Origin of the sequence: Lysobacter sp. CA199 (genome assembly GCF_052078715.1) — a bacterium.
In the GTDB taxonomy this organism is placed as follows: Bacteria; Pseudomonadota; Gammaproteobacteria; order Xanthomonadales; family Xanthomonadaceae; genus Lysobacter.
In genome coordinates this window covers 247846-270887 of record NZ_JBQJIL010000009.1, presented here as the reverse complement: position 1 = coordinate 270887, position 23042 = coordinate 247846, and the positions used below count along the sequence as shown (strand labels likewise).

The following is a 23042-nucleotide window of genomic DNA, read 5'->3' as shown; positions in this document are numbered from 1 at the left end:
GATCAGTGGATAACAATTTTAATGCCTGCCGCTTTTAGCGCATCTTCTAATCTCTGAGTCGGCCCGATTTGCTTAGTAACCGGGCTCCTAAAAAAATGCCACTCCACCGCTTTCACAAAAGTCACTGGGTTGGCCGCCCCCGGATCCATCATTGCGTTGAGCAACTCCGTATCTTTCAGTATTTGCTTGGCCGTATCATCATCCAGATCCAGGTGCCCGACTTTCGATTCATGGGCGACACGATCCGTGGAAAGACGGTCAACTACACGGTTTCCGTAAGCGCTAGGAAACGGCTGCTGCGACACACCATTTATATTGGTATCCAACCAGTCTTGGCCGACGTTACCTGTTGAGCCAATACCCGACGGCGGGTTTGGCGACCCTAGTCTGGTCGCGCCGACGGGGGTGAGCGTGTAGTAGTTGCCTGATGCATCTCTGTATACCCGGTTGCCGGCAAAGTCCACGGCAGTGGTTGGCGCATAGACCCCATCCCTGGGACCTTGCACCGTGCCATCGGGGTTTCGGGTATATCCGGGAGGTAGATTGCATTGATTGTGGACCCAGACCCCCTGCTCACCGCTCGTGCCCTTGATGAAGTAGGTGTGATAGTCGGCGACCGTGAGGTTGAACGCGCGCAGCGGCTCCTGGACGATGCCCAAGCTTACGACGGTCTGCCACTGCCCTTGCTCGGTGAGCAATCTATAGCCGGTCTTCAGGTCGGCCGCATCGATCCACTGCCCGCCTTGAATCTCGCCCGCGTAACGATGGCCATCCGAGGATGCCGGAGGTAAATGACCCACTTCCGCACCATCCACGACCGGCACGGCAAAGAACGGATGAATCCTGTTCGAGACAATGGTCTGAGGCTTGCCGTCACGATCCTTTATCGTCAGATAGACCGTTTCCTTGTAGGGATTGCTGTACTGCGCCAACACCTGCTTATAGCCATAGCGGGCGGTCGCTTCGTCGCGGGAATACACCCAGTCCCTGCTGCTGATCGCCTCGATGGGTTTGTACCCTTCCTTGGTTCTGACCTGCATGTCGCCGCGGAAGGAGCAAAGGGTGGTGGGCGGCTTCGGTCTTGCGCCAGCTCTGTGGGCTTCGCCCAGCGCGCTGTCGAGTCTGGCCATTCCCAAGGCAAGGCCTACCTGCGAAAACGCGCAATTGACCCCCGGCATGCACGCGCCCATCACCTGCGCCTGGCCCTTCAGCCGCTCAGCCGCGTCATAAAGGGCCATTGCGTCCTGACCGCTTGCATCGCCCTTCAATGTATCGAGCGCTTGATATTGCTCGGTCATGCACGCAGTGGTGCTGCAGGCAAGCGCCGCTTCAATGGCGCCCTTCACTTTCAGGCTCATGGAGGGATAAGCCTTCGCAAGCACTTGCTTGTACTGATCGTTCGCGCTGCTTAAGGCGATGCGATTGGCGATTTGATTCGCATCGGAGTTTTGCAAGTGGTAAATGGCCTTTGTCGCTTCATTGGTCGTAAATCCAAACCCACCCCCGGAGTAACGAGCCAGCTGGCTAAAATTCGCACCCAGCTCGTCACTTCCCGCTTTGATCTCCGCGGCGATTTGCGCGCAGTTCTCCTTGCAGTTCGCTGAAGCGCGGCCCTGCTCCAAGCTCAGATCGGCGAAGATCTGAAGAATGGCGTTGCGCTGTTGCTGATCCTTAGCCTGCGCCAGAGCATCCATCATGCTCCTGACTTGCTTGCTGGTAAGGTAGTTGTTGGAAGCAGCGTTGAACGCCGACGCCGCGCCGGCATTTCCGCCGGCAATCGCGCCGATGGTCGTGCTCGCTACGACGACAAGCGCTTCCTTGACTGCCTGCGGCAGATCCGTCTGGCGAATCGAATCAGAGACAATTCCAATAGCACCCTGGCTTGTGGCCGCGCCCAAGGCACCGCCGATTCCGCCCGCCAAAGCACCCACACCGGCGTGCAGCGCCGCGCGACTGATCCCGCCTTCACGCCAATCGATGGACTCCTGCCGCCACTCGCTGACGGTCTTGCCTCCATAAGTTCCGTCAGCGGAGTTTGAAGCCCTGTTTTCATTCAAAAGCGCCTCTTTGTACCTGTCGCCCGCATAAGCACCCACGGCTTGCCCGGCCTGCTGCTGGAACTGCTGCGTGATCTGCGCCTGCGCCTGCACGTTTTTAATAATGGACTGCGTATTCCAGTCTCGCACCAGCGTGCCCGCGCTACTGAGATCTGCTGTCCTGACACTCTGGTCTCCAGCGATACCGCTGATTCCCGATCGGGTCGTGCTGGCCTGGTTGTTGCCGGTGTAGCTGCCCAACCCCACCCCACCGGGCCTGAGGCCTGGCTCCGAACTCGCGTCCCGCGCGGGGTTGGCATTGGGGGTTTGCCCTATGCCTACCGATCCACTCACTGAGTAGGCGCTGCCACTGGACTGGCTCAGGTTCTGCAGGTCCGTCATGGTCAGCGTGCCGCCAGTCCTGAAGCTGTTCTTGCCCGCGTCGATGGCCGCCTGCGTGGATTCGATGACGCCACCGACCAGCTTCGTGTCGCCTCTCACATTGACATTGAAGCCGCCGTCGCCTGCCTTGATACCGGACTGAACTGCCGGACTGATAAACACCCCATCCGCCTTGGCCCCGGCCGCGTTGCCGCCAACCGTTGCGATCAGGCCGGTGCAGAACGGCGGAATGCACAGGCTGAGATTGATGCCCGAACTGCTCTGCCGCGACTGCCCCACGCTCACATCCTGCAGGCTCTCGATGTTCAGGTTGCCGCCGACGTCGGCCATCACGCGGTTAGCCTCCACGGTGGCTCCGCGCAGGTTCAAGTCGCCGCCCGAACTGATATTGACCGCCCTGCCGCCTGTGACCTGGGTGGCGTTGTAGCTGACATCGTTCTGGTTGTCCCGGCCCTTGCCGCTGCTCACCCCGAGTTGGATGCTAAAACCGTTCTGCGCGCCGGCACCAAAGGTCACGCCCACATTGGCCCCGTTGCTGGAATTCCGGCCAGCCGTCACGCTGGAATTACGGCTGGCCTCCAAAGTGATGTCGTTTTCTGCCGCAAGATTGACGGTATTGCCCGCCGCGATGGTGGAACCCACCGCGTGGATATTGGAGCCCTTGCCTCCGCCGGTGGCGATGATGTTGACGTTGTTGGCCCCCACCACACTGGAACCCACGGCAGTGCTGCTGGTACCGAAACTCGTGCCTTGACTGGTATTTCGGCTCAGGCTGACGCTCACCCCGTAACTCAATGTCCCCAACTCGCTCATGCCGGTCAGGCTGGGCCCGCTGCCGCTCAGGGCGCCGGCCAGACTATTGGCGGCACCGAAGGCTTGCTTGCCCGCTATGGCGAGGTTCAACGCACCCAGCGCCATCATCCGGCCGTCGCCACCGGTGTTGGCCACCGCGCGGACGGTGCTTTGGGCATTGCGGAGGCTGTCCGTGCCGATGCCCATGAAGTTGGCGCTGCCGCCCAGTTGTGTACTGGAACTGCGCTGCACATCCACCGTCTGCTCGGTGTTGTAGGCCTCATTGATGACGACGTTCTTCGCAAGGATGTTGACGTTGCCGCCAACCAGCGGGCCGGCCTGCCCCGCGGCCATCACGCTGCTGGCGGTTTGGCGGTACTCATTGCCCGCCACCAGAGTCACATCGCCTGTGAGGCTAGCCACCTGGCTGGCCTGCTGGGTAGTGCGACTGGCCGCCTGGGCTCCGAACCCTTTGACGTTGCCCAATCCGGGCGCGGACCAGGAGCCGATGAAGCCGCTCCTCGCATTGGCCGCGGAACTGGCGCTGAGTTCGGTGTTCTGCGCACTCTCGATGGTGAGGTCGCGCCCGGCCACCATCGTGATGTCTCGATCAGCCACGACAGTGGCCGCTTGCAAGGTGGTGTCGCGTCCACTGACGGTCCGCAGACTGCCGGCCGAGATGGTGGTCCCCACGGCCTCGTTGCGTATTTCGGCGCTGGTGCTGTTGCCCGAGTTCTTACGGTTGCCGTAGCCGCCGATCGGCCCTCCGGCATCGGAGGCCAAGGCCCAGCCCCTGGCCAAAGCCGTGCTGCTGGTTCGTTGCTGGCTGGCGTGCAGTTCGGTACTGCTGCGGGTGGCGGTGGTGAGATTGATGTCGCGTCCCGCCGACAGGCTCATCCCATCGGCGGATTGAAGCTGCGCGGCCTGCAGGTTCATGTCATTACCAGCCACCAGCGCCATGCTCTTGCCGCTCAGGCTGCTGGAGAGCACCTCTGTGTTGCTGGTGCTGTCGAAGGTGCTGGAGCTGCTCTTCTTGAACAGACTCTTGGAAGAACTCTGCGTTGCCGTCGCAACGCTGGTCGTGGCCTGTCCAGAGGTGAGGTTGATGTCGTTCTTGGCGGTCGCCACCAATGCACCATCCACGCTGGCCACCGCCCCCGCGCGGATGTTGATGTCATTGCCAGCCCCAAGACTGACGCTGCCCTGCCCTTGGATGACCGAACCCACCTCTCGGCTCTCCGCCGCAATACCTGCTGCGTTCTTGCTCGCGATCGCGAGGGTATGACCCTCGGTCACGGTGCTCATGTTGATGTTGCGCCCGGCGCCCACCGATACGCCGCCGGCGCTGACCAAGGCTGCGGCGACAAGATTGGTATCGCGACCGGCGGAGGCCATCAGCGCGCCGCCCGGATTGGTCACGTAGACACCAGCCACACGGTCGACGGCTGTGCTGCTCCCGGCCGTGCTGCTCGCGGACGTGGTCGTCGTCTGCATGTTGATGTCGCGCCCTGCCGTCAGGATCGCCATATCGCGCGCAACGATGCTTCCGCCGATGTTGTTCAGGTCATTGCGGGCGTTGAGGCCGACGCTACCGCCAACGATACGGCCACCGAGATTGTTGATGTTCTCGGCATTGATCGACACGAGCGAGCGGCCGGCGATAGTGCCGGTATTGGTGACATCGCCGCCACTCTTGATCTTGATCGTATCAGCGCTGAGCAACGCTCCCGAACCATCGATATCGCCCGGCCGAACCCGCACATACACCTGCGGCACCAACACACGCTGAGTCCCGCCACCCGGCAACGCCACGGTCTGCTCGACCAGCCAGACGATATCGCTGGTCAGCTGCGCCATCTGCGCGGCGCTGAGCGCAATACCGGGAGTGAGGCCGTATTGCTTGGCGAACGTAGCGCCCGCGCTCATCAGCGAGGTGTACTGCGTTTCATCGCTGTTGAAGCCCTCGAGGAAGCGATACCCGGTGAGCTGCGCGATCTGCTCACGAATCAACTTTTGCTCGTAGAACCCATCGCCCAATCGCTTGAGCAGATTGTTCGGATTCAGGCCCAGACTGTTGAGCAGATAATCGCTGCTGGCCCACTGGCGATAATTGGCGAAGCGCGGATCGGTTTCGACCAGATAGCGGCTGCCCGCATCGGGGCGCAGGCCGAACAGGCTGGCGCTGGGAATCGTTGCGCCGGGCGTGCTGGTGCGCACGACCATGGGTACGTTCTGGCTGGCACCGGTGCCGTCGGAGCCGCCAGCACCGCTGGCTGCGCCGGCATTGGCGCCGGACGCACGCACGACCGCGCCGACGTTCGCCGGCACTTCCACGATGGTGGCCGGACCGTTGCCGTTGTTGACGCCGCCCGCACTGCCCGCCTTGGTGTCGACGTTGGCCGAACCGGCCGTGCCTGAGTCGTAACGGCGAACGGCGTTGGTGTTCTGTTCGTACCTGGACGCCCCCAATCCAATGCTCTTGGGCGGGATGGTGAGCGGGACGTTGGTGAACAGAACCTCGTTGAGGTGGTTAACCGCGTTGGCGAAACCGATCGCGGTGACCGTTCCCGTCATCGGGTCGGGCACATAATCGTTGGCCGTGATCGTTCCACCGGCGAGAACTTGGCTGTCCTGGTTGTACAGGCGGCCATTCACGTTCATATTGCCGCCCGCGACGATGCGAGAGGGGGCAAGATCGGTCGCGGTTTCCTCGGTGGTGGTGATGTAGTTGGTCCACACCGCGTAGCCGCCGATTCCGATCAGTTCTTCGGTGCCGTCGGGCTTACGCAGGAACATCCAACCGTTGATCGGGTCGAGTCGCAGTTGGTCGAGCGGATAGATGCCACCATTGCCGTTGCCCCACGGCGTCTCCGCCGCCGCACCCTGCACCACGCTCGGAGTGACCTTCGGTTCGCCCCTGCGAATATGCACGTCGCGGTTGTTCACCTGCCCCATCGACAACGACATGCCGCCCATCGACTCGATGTTCGCGCTCAGGTTATTGAGCGCGCCGCCCTGGCCGATAGCCAGGCGGTTGGCATCGAGTGCGCCGCCGATGTTCATGGCATTGGCGCCGAGGCCGCCGCTGAAGATCAATGCGCCTTCGCGATTGTTGATGGTGCCCGCGCCGATGTTCAACGTGTCGCGCGCGGCGATGGTGCCGACCTTGGTAGCTCCGTTGGCTGTTTCGACATCGTTGTTGATCGTACCCGCGCCGATGGAGATCGCATCGCCATAGATGCGGCCGGTGCCGACGTTGTTGACCGTTCCGGCATTGATCTGGGTGTTGCGCCCGTCGATGATGCCGCGATTGTTCAAGGTACCGGCATTGACGACGGTGACGTTGCCGGCGATATCGCCGCTGGCGGTGTTGTTCACCGTGCTGCCGCCGACGGTGAGCGTCTGGCCGGCGGCGAGTTTGCCGTTGTTGGTGAAGTTGCCGGTGGTGGTGTAGCTCACGCTCCCGTTGGCAGCCACTTCGCCGTTGTTGACGATGTCCTGAGTCAAGGCAATGCTCAGGTCCTTGCCCGACAGGGCACGTCCGTCGCCGCTGAAGCGTGCCGCGTCGATGTTCAGCAGCTTGTCGGCCACCAGCGTGCCGCCGGTGTTGATCAGGTTGAGCGACTTGGCGCCGGGATTGCCGGCGTTGGGGTCGACGATGGCGACCGTGTCGCCGGCCGATATCAGGCCGTTGCTGTTGTTGACGGTACCGCCGCTGGTGATCTTGGCGATCAGGTCCGCGCGGATCGCGCCGTTGCTGTTGTCGAGGTTGCCGACGCCGAGGTTGACGTTCTTGCCCTCGATGCCGCGCTCGGCCTTGTTGGTGTTGGCGTTGACGATGTTGCCGGCATTGAGCGTGGCGGTGCCGAGCGAGCGGATCAGCGCGTCGGTGTTGTCGACCGCGCCGGCGTTGAGGGTGAGATCGCTCTTGGCCAGCAACTGTCCGTTGCGATTGTCGAAACCCGCGCCTTGCGTGTTGATCGCGACCGTCGACTGACCCAGGACGAGGCCGCCGCTGGTGTTGGTGAAACCCTGCGTATTCGCGGTCAATGCCTCCTTCGCGCCGATGTAGCCCGCGGCGTTATTCACCGCGCCTGCGTTCAGCGCCAACGTGCCACCGCTGCTGATGCCGCCTTGCTTGGTGCCGTGGCCCGCCGCGTTGGTGTTGACCAGCGTCTGGCCGCGCGTGTCGATCGACATCGCGGTGCCGGATTGGATCAGGCCGGCGCTGTTGGTCAGCGCTCCGGACTTGAGGTCGACCGTCTTGACGCCGGCGATGGTGCCGCGCGTGTTGTCGAATGCGGCGACGCCCGAGTCGATGGCGATGCTGTCGCCGAAAATCTTGCCGTCGACGTTATTGAGGCCGCCATTGCTCAAGCGGGTAGCGCCGCCGGCCTGCAGGGTTCCTCCCGCGTTGTCGGTTGCACCGGTGGTGACGACATCGAGCGCGCCGGTGACGGCCGCGACGGTACCGCCGCTGTTGTCCAGCCTGGCCGCATTGAGCGCGGCGTTGCCGTTGGCGGCGATCGTGCCGCCGCGGTTGCTGGCTGCGCCGCCGATCTGCGCGTTCAAATCGCCGACCGAGGTGATGCGGCCGGTGTCGTTGTTCATGCTGCCGGCGTTCAAGCGCAGATTTCCGCCCGCGCCGATCTCGCCTTTCGCGCTGTTGTCCAGGGCGCCCGCGACCGTCAGATCGAGCTTCGACGTATCGGCCGCACGCAAGATGCCGTTCTGGTTGATCAGGCCGCCGGCAGTCACCGTGGTATCGCCGTTGCTGGCAATCGTGCCGCCGCTGTTGTTGATCGTGCCCGCGACTGCGATGCGGGTGGCGTCTTTGTCGGTCTGGACGATCTGGCCGCCGCGGTTGCTCAGCGAACCGGCCTCGATGGCGACGCGCTTGGCGTTGGCTACGCCGCCGTTCTGGTTGAAACCGCCGGTCAAGGCGACGTTCAAACCGCCGTTGCTGATGATCTGGCCGTTCGCACCGGTGTAGTTGCCGCCTGCGATCTTCAGCGTGCCCGCACCCGCATGTTCGATCTTGCCGCCGTTGTTGCCGATATTCGCCGCTTGTAGGGTCAGGTCCGCACCATTGCTGGAGATGCGCCCGCCGCTGTTGTCGAACGTTCCGCGCGCGACGAGTGTGCTGACACCGGTACCGGTCTGCACGATCTCGCCGCTCTGGCCGTTGCTCAGATTGGCGACTTGAATGTCCAACTGATTCGCGTTGAGCTTGCCGCCATCGTTGACCAGGGTCTGGGCCGCGTTGCCCGCGGTCGCGATGCGCAGCGTGCCGGCGGTGGCCACGGTGGCTTTGCGGGTGGCGATGTCGCCTTGCGTTGCGGTAAGCGCGATGTTGGCCGCGTTGGTCTGACTGTCCGACAGATCGATGCTGCCGCCCTGCAAGCTGGCGTTGCCCGCGGCGAGGTTGGTGCCCTGCGCGACCAGCGCGCCGCTGGCGGTGACTTGCAACGTTCCCGCGCCACCGAGCTTGCCGTCGCTCTGCACGCCGGCCCCCAGCACGCCGCTCTTGCCGCCTTGCACGCTGCCGGCGGCGATCGTCACGTCACGGCCCGCGGTAATGCCGCCGTCGTTGCTCAGCGCGCCGCTCACCGTGAGCGTGGTGTCGTTGCTGCCGCGCAAGCTGCCGCTGTTGGCCAGACTGCCGGCGCGAACGATCAGGTCCGTGTTCGCGCCGATCTGTCCCTGCGCGTTGTTCAGCGCTCCGGCTACGTTCAACTGCGTGCCGGCTTGCGCCGACTGGATGCTGCCCTTGCTGTTGTCCAGCGCGGCGGCATTCAAACTCACGCCGCGATTGGCGATCAAACTACCCGCGTTGTTGATCGCACTACCGGTGACATTGGCGGTCAGCACGCCGATGGCGGAGACGGTGCCGCGGGTGTTGTCGGCGTTGCCGCCGACGTTGACAGTGGCATCGCCGGCACTGGTGAGCTGGCCGTCGGTGTTGAAGAAATCGCCGCTGGCGGAGATGTTCAGACTGCCGGCATTGAGCTTGCCGCCGCTGTTATCGAAGCGTTCGACATTGGCGTTGAACGCGCGGCTGATATTGAGCGTGCCGCCGTGATTGTCGAAGCGCGGCTGGCTGACGGTGAGCGTCGACAGGCTCAGCGAGCCACCGTTGTTGTCGACATCGGCGCTTTGCGCATCGATATCGGCGCCGCCGTAAATCCGGCCGCCGTCGTTGCGCACCGCACCTGCCGCGGCGATCGCACCGGGCGACGGCGGAACGTAGGGCGGCGGCGTTATGCCGCCGCCGGGTTCACCCGGCGTGCCGCCTCCCGGGTTCCCGCCTCCCGGCGTGCCCGGGCCGGTACCTGGCGTGCCTGGCGTACCTGGCGTGCCCGGACCCGGCCCCTGCGCGATCGGCTCCTGGCCGATGACGCCGCCGGCGTTGCTGAGCCTGGGCGCGTTCAAGACCAGGCCCGCGCTGCTGGTCTGCCGCAGCGTGCCGCCGCGATTGTCCAGATCGCCGGCGGCGCTGTTCAATTCCAGCCGCGAGCCTTCGATCATGCCGCCCTTGCCGGCGGCGGTGTTGGCCAGGTCGGCCTGCGTGGCGATCTTGAGGTTGCCGCCGCTGGACACGCGGCCGCTGTTGGCCAACGCAGCCGCGCTCACGTTCGTATCGGCCGTGCCTTGCAGCGTGCCGAGGTTCTCCAGGCGTCCGGCGCTGGTGACGACGAGTTGGCCGGCCGCGGCCAAGGGCGCGCCGACGACGTTCGACGCCGCGGCCTGCACGGTGCCGGCGTTGCGCACGCCCAGGCCCGCTTCGGTGCCGATCAACACGATCTTGCCCGCGTACATGCCGCCGAGCGCGGCTACGTCGAGCGCGTAGACCGGCGCCGGGCCGTTGCCGGCGACGGCGTCGACGCGGGCATGGTCGGCCGAGACTTGATTGGCACCGGTCACGACCTTCAGTTCGCTGGCCCAGATGCCGGCGTTGGCCTGCACCGCGCGCGCCAGGATCGCCGCGTAATCGGTGCGGCTCAGGTCCAGGCCCTTGCCGTCGATGGCGATGGTGCCGCCGCGGACCAGGAAGCCGTCCAGCCCGCCGAGCGAGTTCAACTGCGGCGTGCCGGTGGTCAAGGTGGCGCGGCTGGCGTTGATGAAGCCGCCGCCGTCGACCGAAATGCCAGCCGGGTTGGCGATGATCACTTCGGCGCGCTGGCCGCCGACCTCGAGATAACCGCGCAGGCGGCTCGGATCGCCGCCGTTGACTTCGTTGAGCACGATCCGCGCCGCGCCGCCGGCCAGATTCGGATTGCCCTGCACCCAGCCGCCGAGTTGGGTCTGCACGTTGGTGCGGCTGTTGTTGAGGACCGCACCCTCCGGGCCGACGTTGAACTGCTGGTAGACGTTGCGGCTGACGCCGGCGGCCGACGGCGTCTGGATGTTCACCATTGGCAGGCCGTTGGGCGTGGTCAGAATCACCGGGCGCTGACTGCCGGGCACCTCGGGCGCACCGACGATCTGGCCGCGGCTGGGCGGCGCGGCCAAGGCCGCCATCAGCACGACCATCGCCGTCGCCGGCGCGGTGCCGCGATGGCCGGCGACCGCCGCGGATGCGCGCCGGGTCGGCTCGGCGTGCGCGTTCTGCGCAGATCCGGTTTCCGTGGGGAGAGGGCGGCGCGAATCGCGCCCGGCGAAGAAGGCGAGTCGGAACAGGGGGGCGGTCATCAGAATCGTCCTTGAAACACGTCGTACGTCGGGGCGCTGCGCGGTGGCCGGTTAAGGGCCGGTGGGAGCGATCAGATAACTGGACGCAGACGCGCCGCCGATCCCCCACGCCAGTTCAGGATTTTCGTAACGACATCGCCGTTTGGTGATGCAAATCACGCTATTCAGAACACCGCCGGGTACGCGAGGAACACATTGGTTACACGGGAAAACACCGTGAAATGGCGCTGCCGCGCGCGACGGGCTTGCGTATCGCCGCGACCTGGAGGCCGACGGACCGTGCCCGCGCCGGTTGGGCAAACCGGCCGTGGAGCACTAGACTCGTCCCCGGACCCCACCCGGCTCCGGCAACGCCGGGCCATCGACGTTTCGCGACATTCGAGAGAAACCCGCAAATGAAATCCCACGTTGTCGGCGCCCTGATCCTGATCGTCATCGGCACCTTGTTCCTGCTCAACAACCTGGGCTTCACCAATCTCAGCCTGACCCGGGTGCTGGTGACCTGGTGGCCGGCGATCCTGATCGCGGTCGGCCTGGGCCTGTTGTTCAAGCGCAACTAGCCACACGCCCGCCATGTCCGGACGCATCGACTTCAACTGCGATCTCGGCGAAGGCTGCGGCGACGACGCCGCGATCCTGCCCTACGTCAGCTCGGCCAACATCGCCTGCGGCGGCCATGCCGGCGACGAGGCCAGCATGCGCGAGACCCTGCGCCTGTGCCGCCGCCACGGCGTCGCCGCCGGCACGCATCCGGGCTACGAGGATCCGGAACATTTCGGCCGCCGCACCCTGCCGCTGAGCCGAGACGAAATCGGCATGCTGATGCTGGGCCAGATGGCGCGGCTGGCCTCGATCGCCGACGATGAAGGTCTGCGCCTGACTCACGTCAAGCCGCACGGCGCGCTGTACAACCTCGCCGCCGACGACCGCATCGTCGCCGAAGCCATTGTCGCCGCGGTCGCCGCCTTCGATCCGAACCTGATCGTCTACGGGCTGGCCCAATCCCGACTCACCGACGCGGCCGAACACGCCGGCCTGCGCGTGGCCCACGAAGTCTTCGCCGAACGCGGTTACGCGGCCAACGGCCGGCTGCTGCCGCGCGGCCAGCCCGGCGCGGTGATCGAATCGCTGCCCGACTCGATCCGGCAAGTGCGCGATCTGGTGCTGCACGGCGAAGTCGACGTCGCCGGCGGCGGCCGCATCGCCCTGCGCGCCGACACGCTGTGCCTGCACGGCGATCGCGAGGACGCGCCAGCGTTCGCGCGTGCGGTGCGCGAGGCATTGCAAGCCGACGGGATTCAGGTCGCCGCCTTGTGAGCGGCGACCTGGATCGTCGTCGCGCGCCATCGGCGGCGCGGTCGTGCAGCGTTTCCGCCCTCTTTCTCCGTTACCAGGACCCGGCATGAATTATTGGCCCTTGATCGGCGTCGCCGCGGTCGTGCTCGGCTTCGTGCTGCGGCTCAACCCGGCCTTGGTGGTGGTCGCCGCCGGCTTCATCACCGGACTGGCCTCGCAGCTCTCGCCGCTGGACGTGCTCGAAGTGCTGGGCAAGGCCTACACCGAAAAACGCTTCCTGCTGTTGTTCCTGTTGACCTTGCCGGTGATCGGCCTGCTCGAACGCCATGGCCTGAAGGAACACGCCCAGCATTGGGTCGCGCGCTTGCGCGGCGCGACCATGGGCCGCTTGCTGATCGCCTATCTGCTGATGCGCCAGCTGGCCTCCGCGGTCGGCCTGACCAGCCTGGGCGGCCACCCGCAGACCGTGCGGCCGCTGCTGGCGCCGATGGCCGAGGGCGCGGCGCAGAGCGCGCACGGCGAGTTGAGCGAAGACGAACGCCAGCGCATCCGCGCGATGGCCGCCGGCACCGACAACGTCGGCCTGTTCTTCGGCGAGGACATCTTCATCGCCTTCGGCGCGGTGCTGCTGATCCAGAGCTTCTTCGCCGAACACGGACTCGCGCTCGATCCGCTGCAGATCGCGCTATGGGGCATTCCGACCGCGATCTGCGCCTTCGTCATCCATGTGCTGCGGGTGCTGAGATTCGAGCGCACGTTGGCGCGGCGCGTGGAGCAGGCGCGCAACGCCCGTGCGGGCGACGCCGCCGATGCCGCCGCCGACGATCGGGCGCCGTCGCCATGATCACCCTGACCTTCGTCTACTGGCTGATGGGCGCCTACTTCGCCGCGCTGGCCTGGCGCGGCGTCCGCGACGCGGCCAATCCGCGCCGCTACACCACCGCGTTGTTCTGGGGCCTGATCGCGGCGCTGATGTTCCTGGCCGAACACCTGCCGAACAAAGCCGTCGGCGCCTGCGTGGTGGTGCTGGCGGTGCTGGCCGGTTTCGGCGGGCTCGGCAAGGGTCGTTACGCGGAAACCGACGGCGAAGAGAAACAATCCGAAGCGCGGCGCCTGGGCAACCGCCTGTTCTGGCCGGCGCTGCTGATTCCGGCGGTGACTCTGCTCGGCGCGCTGGGCCTGAAGTACGTAAAGATCGGCGACGCGCCGCTGCTGCAAAGCGCCAACGTCACCTTGATCGCGCTGGCCCTGGCCTGCATCGTCGCCTTGTTCGCCGCCTGCCGGCTGACACGGCAGACGCCGTGGAGCGGCGTGGAGCAGTCGCGGCGGCTGGTCGATTCGATCGGCTGGGCCGCGCTGCTGCCGCTGTTGCTGGCCGCGCTCGGCAGCGTGTTCGAGGCCGGCGGCGTCGGCCAGGCCGTGGCCGGCGTGGTGCGTTCGGTGATTCCGGTCGACAACGCCTTCGTCGTGGTGGTCGCCTATGCGCTGGGCATGGCCTTGTTCGCGGCGATCATGGGCAACGCCTTCGCCGCGTTTCCGGTGATGACCGGCGGCATCGCCCTGCCCTTGCTGATCCAGCATCACGGCGCCGATGCCGCTTCGCTGGCCGCGATCGGTATGCTGTCGGGCTACTGCGGCTCGCTGATGACGCCGATGGCTGCCAACTACAACCTGGTGCCGGCCGCGTTGCTGGAACTCAAGGACCCCTACGGCGTTATCCGCGCGCAATGGCCCACCGGCGCGGTGCTGCTGATCTGCAATGTGCTGTTGATGTACTGGATCGCCTTCCGATGACGTCCCACCGCAAGCCGCAAGGCACCGTGCTGTTGACCGGCTTCGAGCCGTTCGGCGGCGATCAAACAAACCCCAGTTGGGAAGCGGTGCGCCAACTCGACGGCGCCATCGTCGAAGGCCACCGCATCGCCGCACGCCGGCTGCCGGTGGCGTTCGGCGAATCGGTGCGCGAGTTGCGCGCGCACATCGACGCGCTGCGGCCGGAGATGGTGCTGTGCGTGGCCCAGGCCGGCGGACGCTCGCTGTTGTCGATCGAACGGGTCGCGATCAACATCGACGATGCGCGCATCGTCGACAATCTCGGCGCGCAGCCCATCGATATCCCGATCGTCGAAGGCGGCCCGGCGGCGTACTTCGGCAACTTGCCGATCAAGGCCATGCTGGCGGCGGTGCGCGCGGCCGGCATTCCCGCCGAGATATCGCAGACCGCCGGCACCTACGTGTGCAATCACGTGTTCTACGGGCTGATGCATGCCTTGAGCGAACCCGGTCACGTCGGCGTTCGAGGCGGCTTCATCCACATTCCGTATTCTCCCGCGCAAGCCGAGCGCCATCCCGGCGCAGCGAGTCTGGCCACCGACAGCGTGGTCCAGGCCCTGCGCGTGGCGATGCAGACCGCGCTGGCGACCTCGGTCGACCGCCGCATCGCCGGCGGCGCCGAACACTGACACCGATCGCGGCTCTAGCCGCTGGATGGAGCTCCCATGCACCGCACCTTGCTCGCCGTTTTGCTCGCCGCCGCGTCCTTCGCCGCCTCGCCCGCGCACGCCGGGCTGTTCGACAAGAACCCCGACCAGGTCGCGCAGGAAGCGGTGACCAAGAACCTGCGCGCGGTGACCTTGTGGGTCGACGCCAGCTGGGGCTTCCGCAATCAGGGCGCGGCCAACGCGCTCAGCCGCGCGCACCAAGCCTTCACCACCCGCGGTTACGACGTGGTCAGCGTGGAGCCGTACATCGAGAACGGCGACCTGCAGGGTTTCTTCGTGACCTACCAGAAGCCGTGAAGCGGGCGGCGGTTATCTGAAACCGCTCCTTCATGAAACTCGCCCCTTTGAAAAAAGGGGGCTGGCGCCTGCGTGGCTTGGGCCGGTGACGAATTCGGCTGCGCCGGGGGATTTGCGCTTGCTGTGGCGACGGCTAAGAGCAAATCCCCCCTGCCCCCCTTTTTCAAAGGGGGAACAGCAAAGGCGCGCGAAGCGGTTGCGGGCTGCGGGCTGCGGGGCTGCGGGGCTGCGGGGCTGCGCGTATCTGAAACTCGCCCCCTTTGAAAAAGGGGGCTGGCGCCTGCGCGGCTTGGGCCGCTGGCGAATCCGGCTGCGCCGGGGGATTTGCTTTTGCGCAAACGACGCCGAGGAGCGAGTCCCCCTGCCCCCTTTTTTCAAAGAAGGGAACGACAAAAGCAAAAGACGCTGACCAAAGAAAAACGCGCCGATGCCTGAGGCATCGACGCGTTTCGCTGAAGCGTACCGCTTAGCTTGCGCTCAGCGCGCGACCACCACGCGGGTGCCGGCGATCTGGTCGTGCAAGCAGCGACGGTCTTCGCGGAAGATCATCAGGATGTCGACCAGCGAGACCACCGCGCCCAGGCACGGAATGATGCCGATGCCGTTCTGGAACAGGTAGCGCTTGCCCAACAGCGTGCCCACGCTGGGCTTGTTGCCGTCGAGGTCGACGATCTTGATCTTCATGACCTTCTTGCCCCAGGTCTGCCCGGTCTGGCTCAGCGGCAGGTACTGCACCGCGAAGAACAGCAGCAGACCGACCAGGCCCCAGAGAATCTGCAGGCCGTAAGGCTGCGAGCCGGTCTGGGCGGCCTCGGTGACGGCGGCGAAATAGCCACCGACGAACATCAGCGGCAACATCAGCACCATCATGATGACGCCGTCGATGATCGCCGCGACCAGGCGGATGCCACGCTCGGCCAGCTCCTGGTCGCCGGTGTCGGGAGCGGTTACTGGCGACTGCGGGCTCTGATAAGGGTTCTGCGGGTCCATTCGTCTACTCCTTGCTGGTTGATAGGGCGTCCACGGTTTCCCCAACCGCGGCGCCTTGGATTTACCCGGCGAAGATAACAGGCGCGGGCGGTAACTGACGCATCCGGCTCGCGCCAATTTGCGTCCGGCCCTCGTCCGGATCGGTGCCTGGCGCGCGCGCGGCCTTGCCCCGGAGCGTGCCCGGGGGTGTCAAACCGCCAGATAGCCGGGACTGGCCCGGCCCACGGCCGGGCCGCGTCGCCACTCAGGTCCGCGGCAGGGTGACGCCGGTCTGGCCCTGGTACTTGCCGCCGCGGTCCTTATAAGAGGTCTCGCAGACCTCGTCGGACTGGAAGAACAACATCTGCGCCACGCCCTCGTTGGCGTAGATGCGCGCCGGCAGCGGCGTGGTGTTGCTGAATTCCAAGGTCACGTGGCCTTCCCACTCCGGCTCCAGCGGCGTCACGTTGACGATGATGCCGCAGCGCGCGTAGGTGCTCTTGCCCAGGCACACCACCAGCACGTCGCGCGGAATGCGGAAATACTCGACCGTGCGCGCCAGGGCGAAGGAATTGGGCGGGATGATGCACACGTCGTTCTCGATGTCGACGAAGCTGCCCGGATCGAAATGCTTCGGATCGACGATGGTCGAGTTGATGTTGGTGAACACCTTGAACTCGCGCGAGCAACGCACGTCGTAGCCGTAGCTGGAGGTGCCGTAGCTGACGATGCGCTGGCCGTCGGCGGCATGCTTGACCTGGCCGGCTTCGAACGGCTCGATCATGCCGCCGGGTTGCTCGGACATGCGGCGGATCCAGCGGTCGGACTTGATGCTCATGCGGTGTTCCCATCAGGGCGCGGCGAGGCCGCGCGTACGGACAAAATAGAGGCAGCGGGCGATTGTAAGCGGCGCGGACGCCGAAATCGGCGCGCCCGCTCAGCCGAGCAGCGAGGCCGAGATCGACGGGGTCACCCGCGGCCGACGCGCCAACTGCGCGGCCAGCCGGCGCGCGGCTCCGCGATAGGCGCGCGAGGCGGCCGAATCGGGCTGGGCCACCACCACCGGTACGCCAGCGTCGCCCTGCTCGCGGATCGCGATTTCCAGCGGCAGGCTGCCCAGCAACGGCACCCCGTACTGGACGGCCATGCGCGCGCCGCCGCCTTCGCCGAACAGATGCTCGGCGTGGCCGCAGTTCGTGCAGATATGCACGGCCATGTTCTCGATCAGGCCCAGCACCGGCACCTGCACCTTCTCGAACATCCGCAGCGCCTTGCGCGCGTCCAATGTGGCCACGTCCTGCGGCGTGGTCACGATCACCGCGCCGGCGACCGGAATCTTCTGCGACAAGGTCAGCTGGATGTCGCCGGTGCCCGGTGGCAGATCGACGATCAGATAGTCCAGCTCGCTCCACTGGGTGTCGTTGAGCAAGGTGGTCAGCGCCGAAGTCGCCATCGGGCCGCGCCAGATCATCGGCGTGTCCTGTTCCACCAGCGGCCCGATCGACATCGCCTCGATGCCGTGCGCGCGCAGCGGCTCGATGTGCTTGCCGTCGGGGCTGTCGGGCTTGCCGTGCACGCCGAGCATGGTGGGCACGCTGGGGCCGTAGATATCCGCGTCGAGCAGACCGACACGAGCGCCGTCCAAGGCCAGGGCCAGGGCCAGATTGACCGCGGTGGTCGACTTGCCCACCCCGCCCTTGCCCGAGCCGATCGCGATCACGTTGCGCACGTTGCTCAGCGGCGACAGGTTGGGCTGGACCGCGTGCGAGACGATCCGCGAGTTGAGTTCCAGGCTGGCCAGGGTCAAGCCCTGTGGCGCCAGCAGCGCGCCGATCGCCGACTCCAGGCCGGCGCGCAGGCCGGCCAGCGGGTAACCGGCATTGATGGACACCGCGACCCGGCCCTCGGCGGCGCCGGCGCGGACGCGGGCTTCGCTGTCGGCCAGGCTCAGGTCGGTGTCGGGCAGAGGCAGCGCCGCGATCAGGGCTTGCAGGCTCTCGCTCACGCCGGTAATCCCGCCGGCCACGGATGATGCTTGCGCATTGGAAACTCGGTCTGGGTGCCGCGTCGCGGCCGGCATACATGGTAAGGCCTGGTGCCGCCGCTGGGCGCATTCATTTCGATCCAGCCCCCCGCAACACCCGAAACTACCGCTCGGAGCGGCCCGCGACACGGGGGCCTGCGTGCTGCGGGCCGGACCGCGGAACCTACCGTCGCCCCGATTCCATACGTGGGCGGATGCGGTATAAAGGCTGCAACTGCCGCCCACCGCCAACCGGTACGCGGCCCGTCACGCTCACTGTCTCTGGGAGGGGATACATGCGCATCAAACTGCTCGCACTGTTGTTGCTGGCGCTGCCGACGGCGGCGTTCGCCCAGGCCACGCCGATCGGCTCGTGGACCACCATCGACGACAAGACCGGCAAGCCCAAGTCCGTGGTCGAAATCTACGAGGCCAAGGACGGCAGCCTGGCCGGCCGGGTCAACGAAATCCTGCAGTCCGAACGCGGCCCCAACCCGCTGTGCGAAAAGTGCGCCGGCGAGCGCAAAGACAAGCCGGTCAAGGGCATGGTGATCCTGTGGGGCATCCGCAAGGACGGCAACACTTGGGACGGCGGCCAGATCCTCGACCCGGCCACCGGCAAGATCTACTCGGTCAAGGTCACCCCCGTCGAGAGCGGCAAAAAGCTCGAGGTGCGCGGCTTCATGGGCTTCTCGATGCTCGGCCGCACTCAGACCTGGATGCGTCAAGAATAAGCCTCGGCCGGTCCGTATGCTCACGGAAACCCGGCCTCGGCCGGGTTTCTTGTTAATGGGCTCCGGCCTTGGCCGGGTTTCTTGTTAATGGGCTCCGGCCTTGACCAGGTTTCTTGTTAATGGCTCCGGCCTCGGCCAAGTTTCTGATCGGCCCCGTCGCCGTTCACAACCGGAGTCTTTGTGGGAGGGGCTTCAGCCCCGACTGTCGGAGCGGTGCAACTCCATGAAGCGGCGCTGCGACCGGATCGAGTCGGGGCTGAAGCCCCTCCCACAAAAAACTTCGGACATCGCGCCGATCCCGACTTCCGCGGCCCCGGCCACACACCCGAAGCTGGCAACGGCCCCATGCCATAATTCACGACCACCCACGGCTACCCCGCTCATGTCCCGCGAAATCGTCGTCTCCAACGCTCTGCCCTACGCCAATGGCGAGTTGCACCTGGGTCATCTGGTCGGCTACATGCAGGCCGACATCTGGGTCCGCGCGCAGCGAATGAGCGGCAACACGGTCCATTACGTCTGCGCCGACGACACCCACGGCACGCCGATCATGCTCGGCGCGGAAAAGGCAGGGAAGACGCCGGAGGCGTACATCGCCGACATCCAGGTCCGTCACGAGCGCGACTTCGCCGACTTCGGCGTGAAGTTCGATCACTACGACTCCACCCATTCGGCGGTCAACCGCAAGCTGACCGAAGGCTTCTACGCGCGCCTGGACAACGATGGCCACATCGGCCGGCGTTCGGTAGCGCAATTGTTCGATCCGGTCAAGCAGATGTTCCTGCCTGACCGCTACGTCAAGGGCATCTGCCCCAACTGCGGCACGCCCGACCAGTACGGCGACAACTGCGAGAACTGCGGCGCCACCTACGCACCGACCGAACTCAAGGAACCGCGCTCGGTGGTCAGCGGCGCGACGCCGGAGCTACGCGAGTCGGAGCATTTCTTCTTCGAGGTCGGCCATTTCGACGCCTTTCTGCGCGAGTGGCTGGCCGGCGACGTCGGCACGCCCGGCATCAAGGCCAAGCTGCACGAATGGCTCGACGCCGAAGGCGGTCTGCGCGCCTGGGACATCTCGCGCGACGCGCCGTACTTCGGTTTCGAGATTCCGGGGCATCCAGGCAAGTACCTATATGTCTGGCTCGACGCGCCGATCGGTTATCTGAGCAGCTTCCAGGTATTGGCCGAACGAGAAGGCCTCGACTTCTGGTCGTATCTGGCGCGCGACAGCCAAGCCGAACTGCACCACTTCATCGGCAAGGACATCGTCACCTTCCATGGCCTGTTCTGGCCGGCGGTGCTGCACGGCGCGGGTTTCCGCGCGCCGACCCGCCTGCACGTCAACGGCTATCTGATGGTCAACAGCGAGAAGATGTCCAAATCGCGCGGCACCTTCATCATGGCGCGCACCTACCTCGACGCGGGCCTGGATCCGGAAGCACTGCGCTACTACTTCGCCACCAAGACCAGCGGCGGCGTGGAAGACATCGACTTGAACCTCGCCGACTTCGTCGCGCGGGTCAACGCCGATGTGGTCGGCAAGTTCGTCAACCTCGCCAGCCGCTGCGCGGGCTTCATCGAAAAGCGTTTCGACGGCCGCCTCGCCGATGCGCTGCCCGATCCGGCGATGTACCAGCGCTTCGTCGATCAGCTGATCCCGATCGCCCAGGCCTACGACCGCAACGAAGCGGCGACCGCACTGCGCCTGACCATGACGCTGGCCGACGAAGCCAACAAATACATCGACGAGTACAAGCCCTGGGTGCTGGCCAAGCAGGACGGCGCGGACGCGCAATTGCAGGCCGTGTGCACGCAGGGCCTGAACCTGTTCCGCGTGCTCGCCGCCGCGCTCAAGCCGGTGCTGCCGCGCGTGGCCGCGCAGGCCGAGGCCTTCCTGCAGGCGCCGGTCGCGCACTGGGGCGATCTGGCCTCGCCGCTGACCGCGCACACCATCGGCGCCTACGCCCCGTTGTTCACCCGTATCGACACCCAACTGATTGAGAACATGATCGACGCCAGCAAGGAATCCCTCGCCCCGTCCGCGGCCGCGGCATCTGAAAACACCGCTGCGAAGAGCGCGAAGGACGCTTCCGCCGCTGCCGGGGCTTCTGCGCCGGCTGTCGCGGCTCAACCTGCTGCCGCGTCCGCCGTCGCGACGGTTGCCATCGACGACTTCGCCAAGCTCGATCTGCGCGTGGGCAAGGTGCTGGCCTGCGAATTCGTCGAAGGCTCCGACAAGCTGCTGCGCTTCGAGCTCGACGCCGGCGATCTGGGCAAACGCCAGATCTTCTCCGGCATCCGCGGTTCCTACGCCGAACCTTCACTACTGGTCGGCCGCAGCGTGGTGTTCATCGCCAACCTGGCCCCGCGCAAGATGCGCTTCGGCCTGAGCGAAGGCATGATCCTCTCGGCCGGTTTCGACGGCGGCGATCTGTTCCTGCTCGATGCCGACGGCGGCGCCGAGCCGGGCATGCCGATTCGATAAGGCCGGGATTCGGGATTAGGGATTCGGAACTCGCTGCGGCTGTTTCCTTTCCATAGAGCGCCATGCCAATCCCGAATCACCCATCCCCAATCCCGGATCTGGCCGAACGCCTCGATCGGCTGCTGCCGCAAACCCAATGCGGCCAATGCGGCTACGCCGGCTGCCGGCCGTACGCCGAAGCGATGGCGCAGGGTGACGCCGGCATCGATCACTGCCCGCCCGGCGGCGATGCCGGCGCGCGGGCCTTGGCGCGCTTGCTCGACGTGCCGGCGCGGCCTTACGACCGCGCCCGCGGCCAGCACAAACCCACGCCGGTGGCGCTGATCGTCGAAGCCGATTGCATCGGCTGCACCAAGTGCATCCAGGCCTGTCCGGTCGACGCGATCATCGGCGGATCCAAGCACATGCACACGGTGATCGAGCCGCTGTGCACCGGTTGCGAGTTGTGCGTTCCGGCCTGTCCGGTGGATTGCATCGTGCTGGTGCCGGCGGATTCCGCCGCGTCGATGGCGCTCTGGCGGCCCTGAGCCGAACGGCGTTCGAGGCGAGTCGCCGAAGCGTTGCCTTGCTTTTGCCGTCATCCCCGCGCAGGCGGGGATCCAGAGACTTCGCAGCCATGCTGCGCTCGTCGCGGTTTTTCGCGCGCGACTCGAGCCGACTTACTTGCGCGTTTCGCGCTTGCCTTCGGCCGGCGGCTTGGCCGATTCCGGCGGCGGCGCATCCAGGGTCACGGTCGGTGCCGCGGGTGCCGGCGGCGGGGCCAGATCCGGCGTACCGCTGGCGCAGGCCGAGCACACGCGCTCGATCTTGTAGCCCTTGCTGCGCAGACGCTCGACCAGTCCGTCGTCGCCGAGCAGGTGCAGGCTGCCGACCACCACCAGGGTGTCGCCCTTCTTCGCCTCGTCGAGCAGCTTGCTCAACTGCGGCAGCCAGGCTTCGTTGCGTTCGGTGTTGACCATCCGGTAAGTCTCCGGGGTCTTGTCCTTCATCTCCCGCCGCGCCTTCTCGTCCAGCTCGGACAGATCGGCGGTGCGCCAGGCCTTGTGGATGTCTTCGAGCATGCCCGGCACTTCGTCGGGCTTGTCGAGGAACTCGCGCAGCGCCTTGATCTGTTCGGGCAGCGGGCCCGAATCCATGACGTCGAGCTGATGATCCATGCTCTCCAGACCGCCGGCGGTCTTGCCGGCTTCGGCGGCCTGGCGCATCAGGTACTGGTCCAGGCCCAGTTGCGGGCTGAAGCCCATCGACTGCGACACCCCGAGCACCAGCGAGAGATTGACGAACCACGGCTCCAGGGTGTCGACCTGGCTCAGCGAGCGACCGTTCTTGGCCAGCACGCGATTGAGCTTTTCGCGCAAGTCCGCCGGCAGCACCTGACTGAGCGTGCGTCCGTCGGCGTACTGCGCGCGCTGCATGAAACGCTGGCCGACGGTCGGATCGAACATCTCCTGCGGCGACACCTCGAACAAGACCTTGTCCGATGCGCCGAAGGCCTGATCGATGTCGGTCGAAAGCGGATAGTCGTCCGGGCGCAGCAGATGGAACGAGCCGAGCAGGTACACCGCGTTGTCGGCGTCGGAAACCTTCCACAACAACGGCACCGGCGGCGCCTTGCCGACCGGCGCCGCGGCGCGCTCGCCGCCGGCCAGCGCGGTGGCGGAAGTCAGCGACACGCTCAGCAGCGTCGCGGTGATCATCGGCAGAGCGAACAACTTCAGGAACCGCATGAGTCGGATGTGTCCTTGGATTCGGTGAGGCGGACCGCTGGGGACAGCGGCCCGGGAAGAGTTGGGATCATTGGTTGCGGCGCGCATG

Annotated in this window: 14 protein-coding genes; 9 read left to right on the top strand and 5 right to left on the bottom strand. The window is 65.8% G+C overall.

All coding sequences use genetic code 11. From position 1 onward, the window contains the following. Positions 1 to 2: 2 nt before the first annotated feature. Positions 3 to 10922 (bottom strand): two-partner secretion domain-containing protein, encoded by a 10920-nt coding sequence (locus tag ACTOWJ_RS18035; RefSeq protein ID WP_441335991.1) that lies wholly within the window; start codon positions 10920 to 10922, stop codon positions 3 to 5. Between the two features lie 395 nt (positions 10923 to 11317). Here ACTOWJ_RS18035 and ACTOWJ_RS18030 point away from each other — a divergent pair, with 395 nt between their 5' ends. The 6 genes from ACTOWJ_RS18030 (at position 11318) to ACTOWJ_RS18005 (ending at position 15016) form a co-directional block, all read left to right on the top strand. Further along, the gene (locus ACTOWJ_RS18030; protein ID WP_441335990.1) at positions 11318 to 11482 is read left to right on the top strand and encodes a LiaI-LiaF-like domain-containing protein; all 165 of its coding nucleotides are present in this window, start codon (positions 11318 to 11320) and stop codon (positions 11480 to 11482) included. Between the two features lie 13 nt (positions 11483 to 11495). Then, the gene (locus tag ACTOWJ_RS18025; RefSeq protein WP_441335989.1) at positions 11496 to 12239 is read left to right on the top strand and encodes a LamB/YcsF family protein; all 744 of its coding nucleotides are present in this window, start codon (positions 11496 to 11498) and stop codon (positions 12237 to 12239) included. 85 nt (positions 12240 to 12324) lie between these two features. Next, the gene (locus ACTOWJ_RS18020) at positions 12325 to 13062 is read left to right on the top strand and encodes a DUF969 domain-containing protein (RefSeq protein ID WP_441335988.1); all 738 of its coding nucleotides are present in this window, start codon (positions 12325 to 12327) and stop codon (positions 13060 to 13062) included. Next, positions 13059 to 14012 (top strand): DUF979 domain-containing protein, encoded by a 954-nt coding sequence (locus ACTOWJ_RS18015; RefSeq protein WP_441335987.1) that lies wholly within the window; start codon positions 13059 to 13061, stop codon positions 14010 to 14012. Before ACTOWJ_RS18020 ends, ACTOWJ_RS18015 begins: the two co-directional genes overlap by 4 nt. Beyond that, on the top strand, positions 14009 to 14680 hold the full coding sequence (gene pcp / locus ACTOWJ_RS18010; protein WP_441335986.1) for a pyroglutamyl-peptidase I: 672 nt from the start codon (positions 14009 to 14011) through the stop codon (positions 14678 to 14680). Before ACTOWJ_RS18015 ends, pcp begins: the two co-directional genes overlap by 4 nt. 36 nt (positions 14681 to 14716) lie before the next feature. Beyond that, a complete protein-coding gene (locus ACTOWJ_RS18005; protein WP_441335985.1) occupies positions 14717 to 15016 on the top strand; it encodes a hypothetical protein in 300 nt (99 codons plus the stop codon). Positions 15017 to 15493: 477 nt separating this feature from the next. Here the strand turns inward: ACTOWJ_RS18005 and ACTOWJ_RS18000 are convergent, their stop codons facing one another. The 3 genes from ACTOWJ_RS18000 to apbC all read right to left on the bottom strand — a co-directional run bounded on the left by ACTOWJ_RS18000 (position 15494) and on the right by apbC (position 17777). Beyond that, positions 15494 to 16006, bottom strand: coding sequence for an RDD family protein (locus tag ACTOWJ_RS18000; RefSeq protein ID WP_441335984.1), 513 nt, complete (start codon positions 16004 to 16006; stop codon positions 15494 to 15496). Positions 16007 to 16250: 244 nt separating this feature from the next. After that, complete coding sequence (gene dcd, locus ACTOWJ_RS17995; protein ID WP_036115729.1) at positions 16251 to 16823, bottom strand: dCTP deaminase; 573 nt, start codon at positions 16821 to 16823, stop codon at positions 16251 to 16253. Between the two features lie 99 nt (positions 16824 to 16922). Beyond that, positions 16923 to 17777 carry an iron-sulfur cluster carrier protein ApbC gene (gene apbC, locus ACTOWJ_RS17990; RefSeq protein WP_441336105.1) on the bottom strand — a complete coding sequence of 285 codons (855 nt, stop codon included), beginning with the start codon at positions 17775 to 17777 and terminating at the stop codon, positions 16923 to 16925. Between the two features lie 527 nt (positions 17778 to 18304). Between apbC and ACTOWJ_RS17985 the strand changes: the two genes are divergently transcribed. The 3 genes from ACTOWJ_RS17985 (at position 18305) to rnfB (ending at position 21754) form a co-directional block, all read left to right on the top strand. Beyond that, the gene (locus ACTOWJ_RS17985; protein ID WP_441335983.1) at positions 18305 to 18742 is read left to right on the top strand and encodes a DUF2147 domain-containing protein; all 438 of its coding nucleotides are present in this window, start codon (positions 18305 to 18307) and stop codon (positions 18740 to 18742) included. 382 nt (positions 18743 to 19124) lie between these two features. After that, positions 19125 to 21227, top strand: a complete 2103-nt coding sequence (metG, locus tag ACTOWJ_RS17980; RefSeq protein WP_441335982.1) for a methionine--tRNA ligase — start codon at positions 19125 to 19127, stop codon at positions 21225 to 21227. A 62-nt stretch (positions 21228 to 21289) separates the two neighbouring features. Next, positions 21290 to 21754 (top strand): Rnf electron transport complex subunit RnfB, encoded by a 465-nt coding sequence (rnfB, locus tag ACTOWJ_RS17975; protein ID WP_441335981.1) that lies wholly within the window; start codon positions 21290 to 21292, stop codon positions 21752 to 21754. A gap of 132 nt (positions 21755 to 21886) precedes the next feature. On the opposite strand, the gene ACTOWJ_RS17970 is transcribed toward rnfB, so the two are convergent. After that, positions 21887 to 22954, bottom strand: a complete 1068-nt coding sequence (locus ACTOWJ_RS17970; protein ID WP_441335980.1) for a TraB/GumN family protein — start codon at positions 22952 to 22954, stop codon at positions 21887 to 21889. Positions 22955 to 23042: the final 88 nt, after the last annotated feature.

What these genes read in the sequence shown, in the direction of transcription:
- ACTOWJ_RS18035 (WP_441335991.1), bottom strand. Translation starts at nt 10,922, where the DNA reads ATGACCGCCCCCCTGTTCCGACTCGCCTTCTTCGCCGGGCGCGATTCG.
- ACTOWJ_RS18030 (WP_441335990.1), top strand. Translation starts at nt 11,318, where the DNA reads ATGAAATCCCACGTTGTCGGCGCCCTGATCCTGATCGTCATCGGCACC.
- ACTOWJ_RS18025 (WP_441335989.1), top strand. Translation starts at nt 11,496, where the DNA reads ATGTCCGGACGCATCGACTTCAACTGCGATCTCGGCGAAGGCTGCGGC.
- ACTOWJ_RS18020 (WP_441335988.1), top strand. Translation starts at nt 12,325, where the DNA reads ATGAATTATTGGCCCTTGATCGGCGTCGCCGCGGTCGTGCTCGGCTTC.
- ACTOWJ_RS18015 (WP_441335987.1), top strand. Translation starts at nt 13,059, where the DNA reads ATGATCACCCTGACCTTCGTCTACTGGCTGATGGGCGCCTACTTCGCC.
- pcp (WP_441335986.1), top strand. Translation starts at nt 14,009, where the DNA reads ATGACGTCCCACCGCAAGCCGCAAGGCACCGTGCTGTTGACCGGCTTC.
- ACTOWJ_RS18005 (WP_441335985.1), top strand. Translation starts at nt 14,717, where the DNA reads ATGCACCGCACCTTGCTCGCCGTTTTGCTCGCCGCCGCGTCCTTCGCC.
- ACTOWJ_RS18000 (WP_441335984.1), bottom strand. Translation starts at nt 16,006, where the DNA reads ATGGACCCGCAGAACCCTTATCAGAGCCCGCAGTCGCCAGTAACCGCT.
- dcd (WP_036115729.1), bottom strand. Translation starts at nt 16,823, where the DNA reads ATGAGCATCAAGTCCGACCGCTGGATCCGCCGCATGTCCGAGCAACCC.
- ACTOWJ_RS17985 (WP_441335983.1), top strand. Translation starts at nt 18,305, where the DNA reads ATGCGCATCAAACTGCTCGCACTGTTGTTGCTGGCGCTGCCGACGGCG.
- metG (WP_441335982.1), top strand. Translation starts at nt 19,125, where the DNA reads ATGTCCCGCGAAATCGTCGTCTCCAACGCTCTGCCCTACGCCAATGGC.
- rnfB (WP_441335981.1), top strand. Translation starts at nt 21,290, where the DNA reads ATGCCAATCCCGAATCACCCATCCCCAATCCCGGATCTGGCCGAACGC.
- ACTOWJ_RS17970 (WP_441335980.1), bottom strand. Translation starts at nt 22,954, where the DNA reads ATGCGGTTCCTGAAGTTGTTCGCTCTGCCGATGATCACCGCGACGCTG.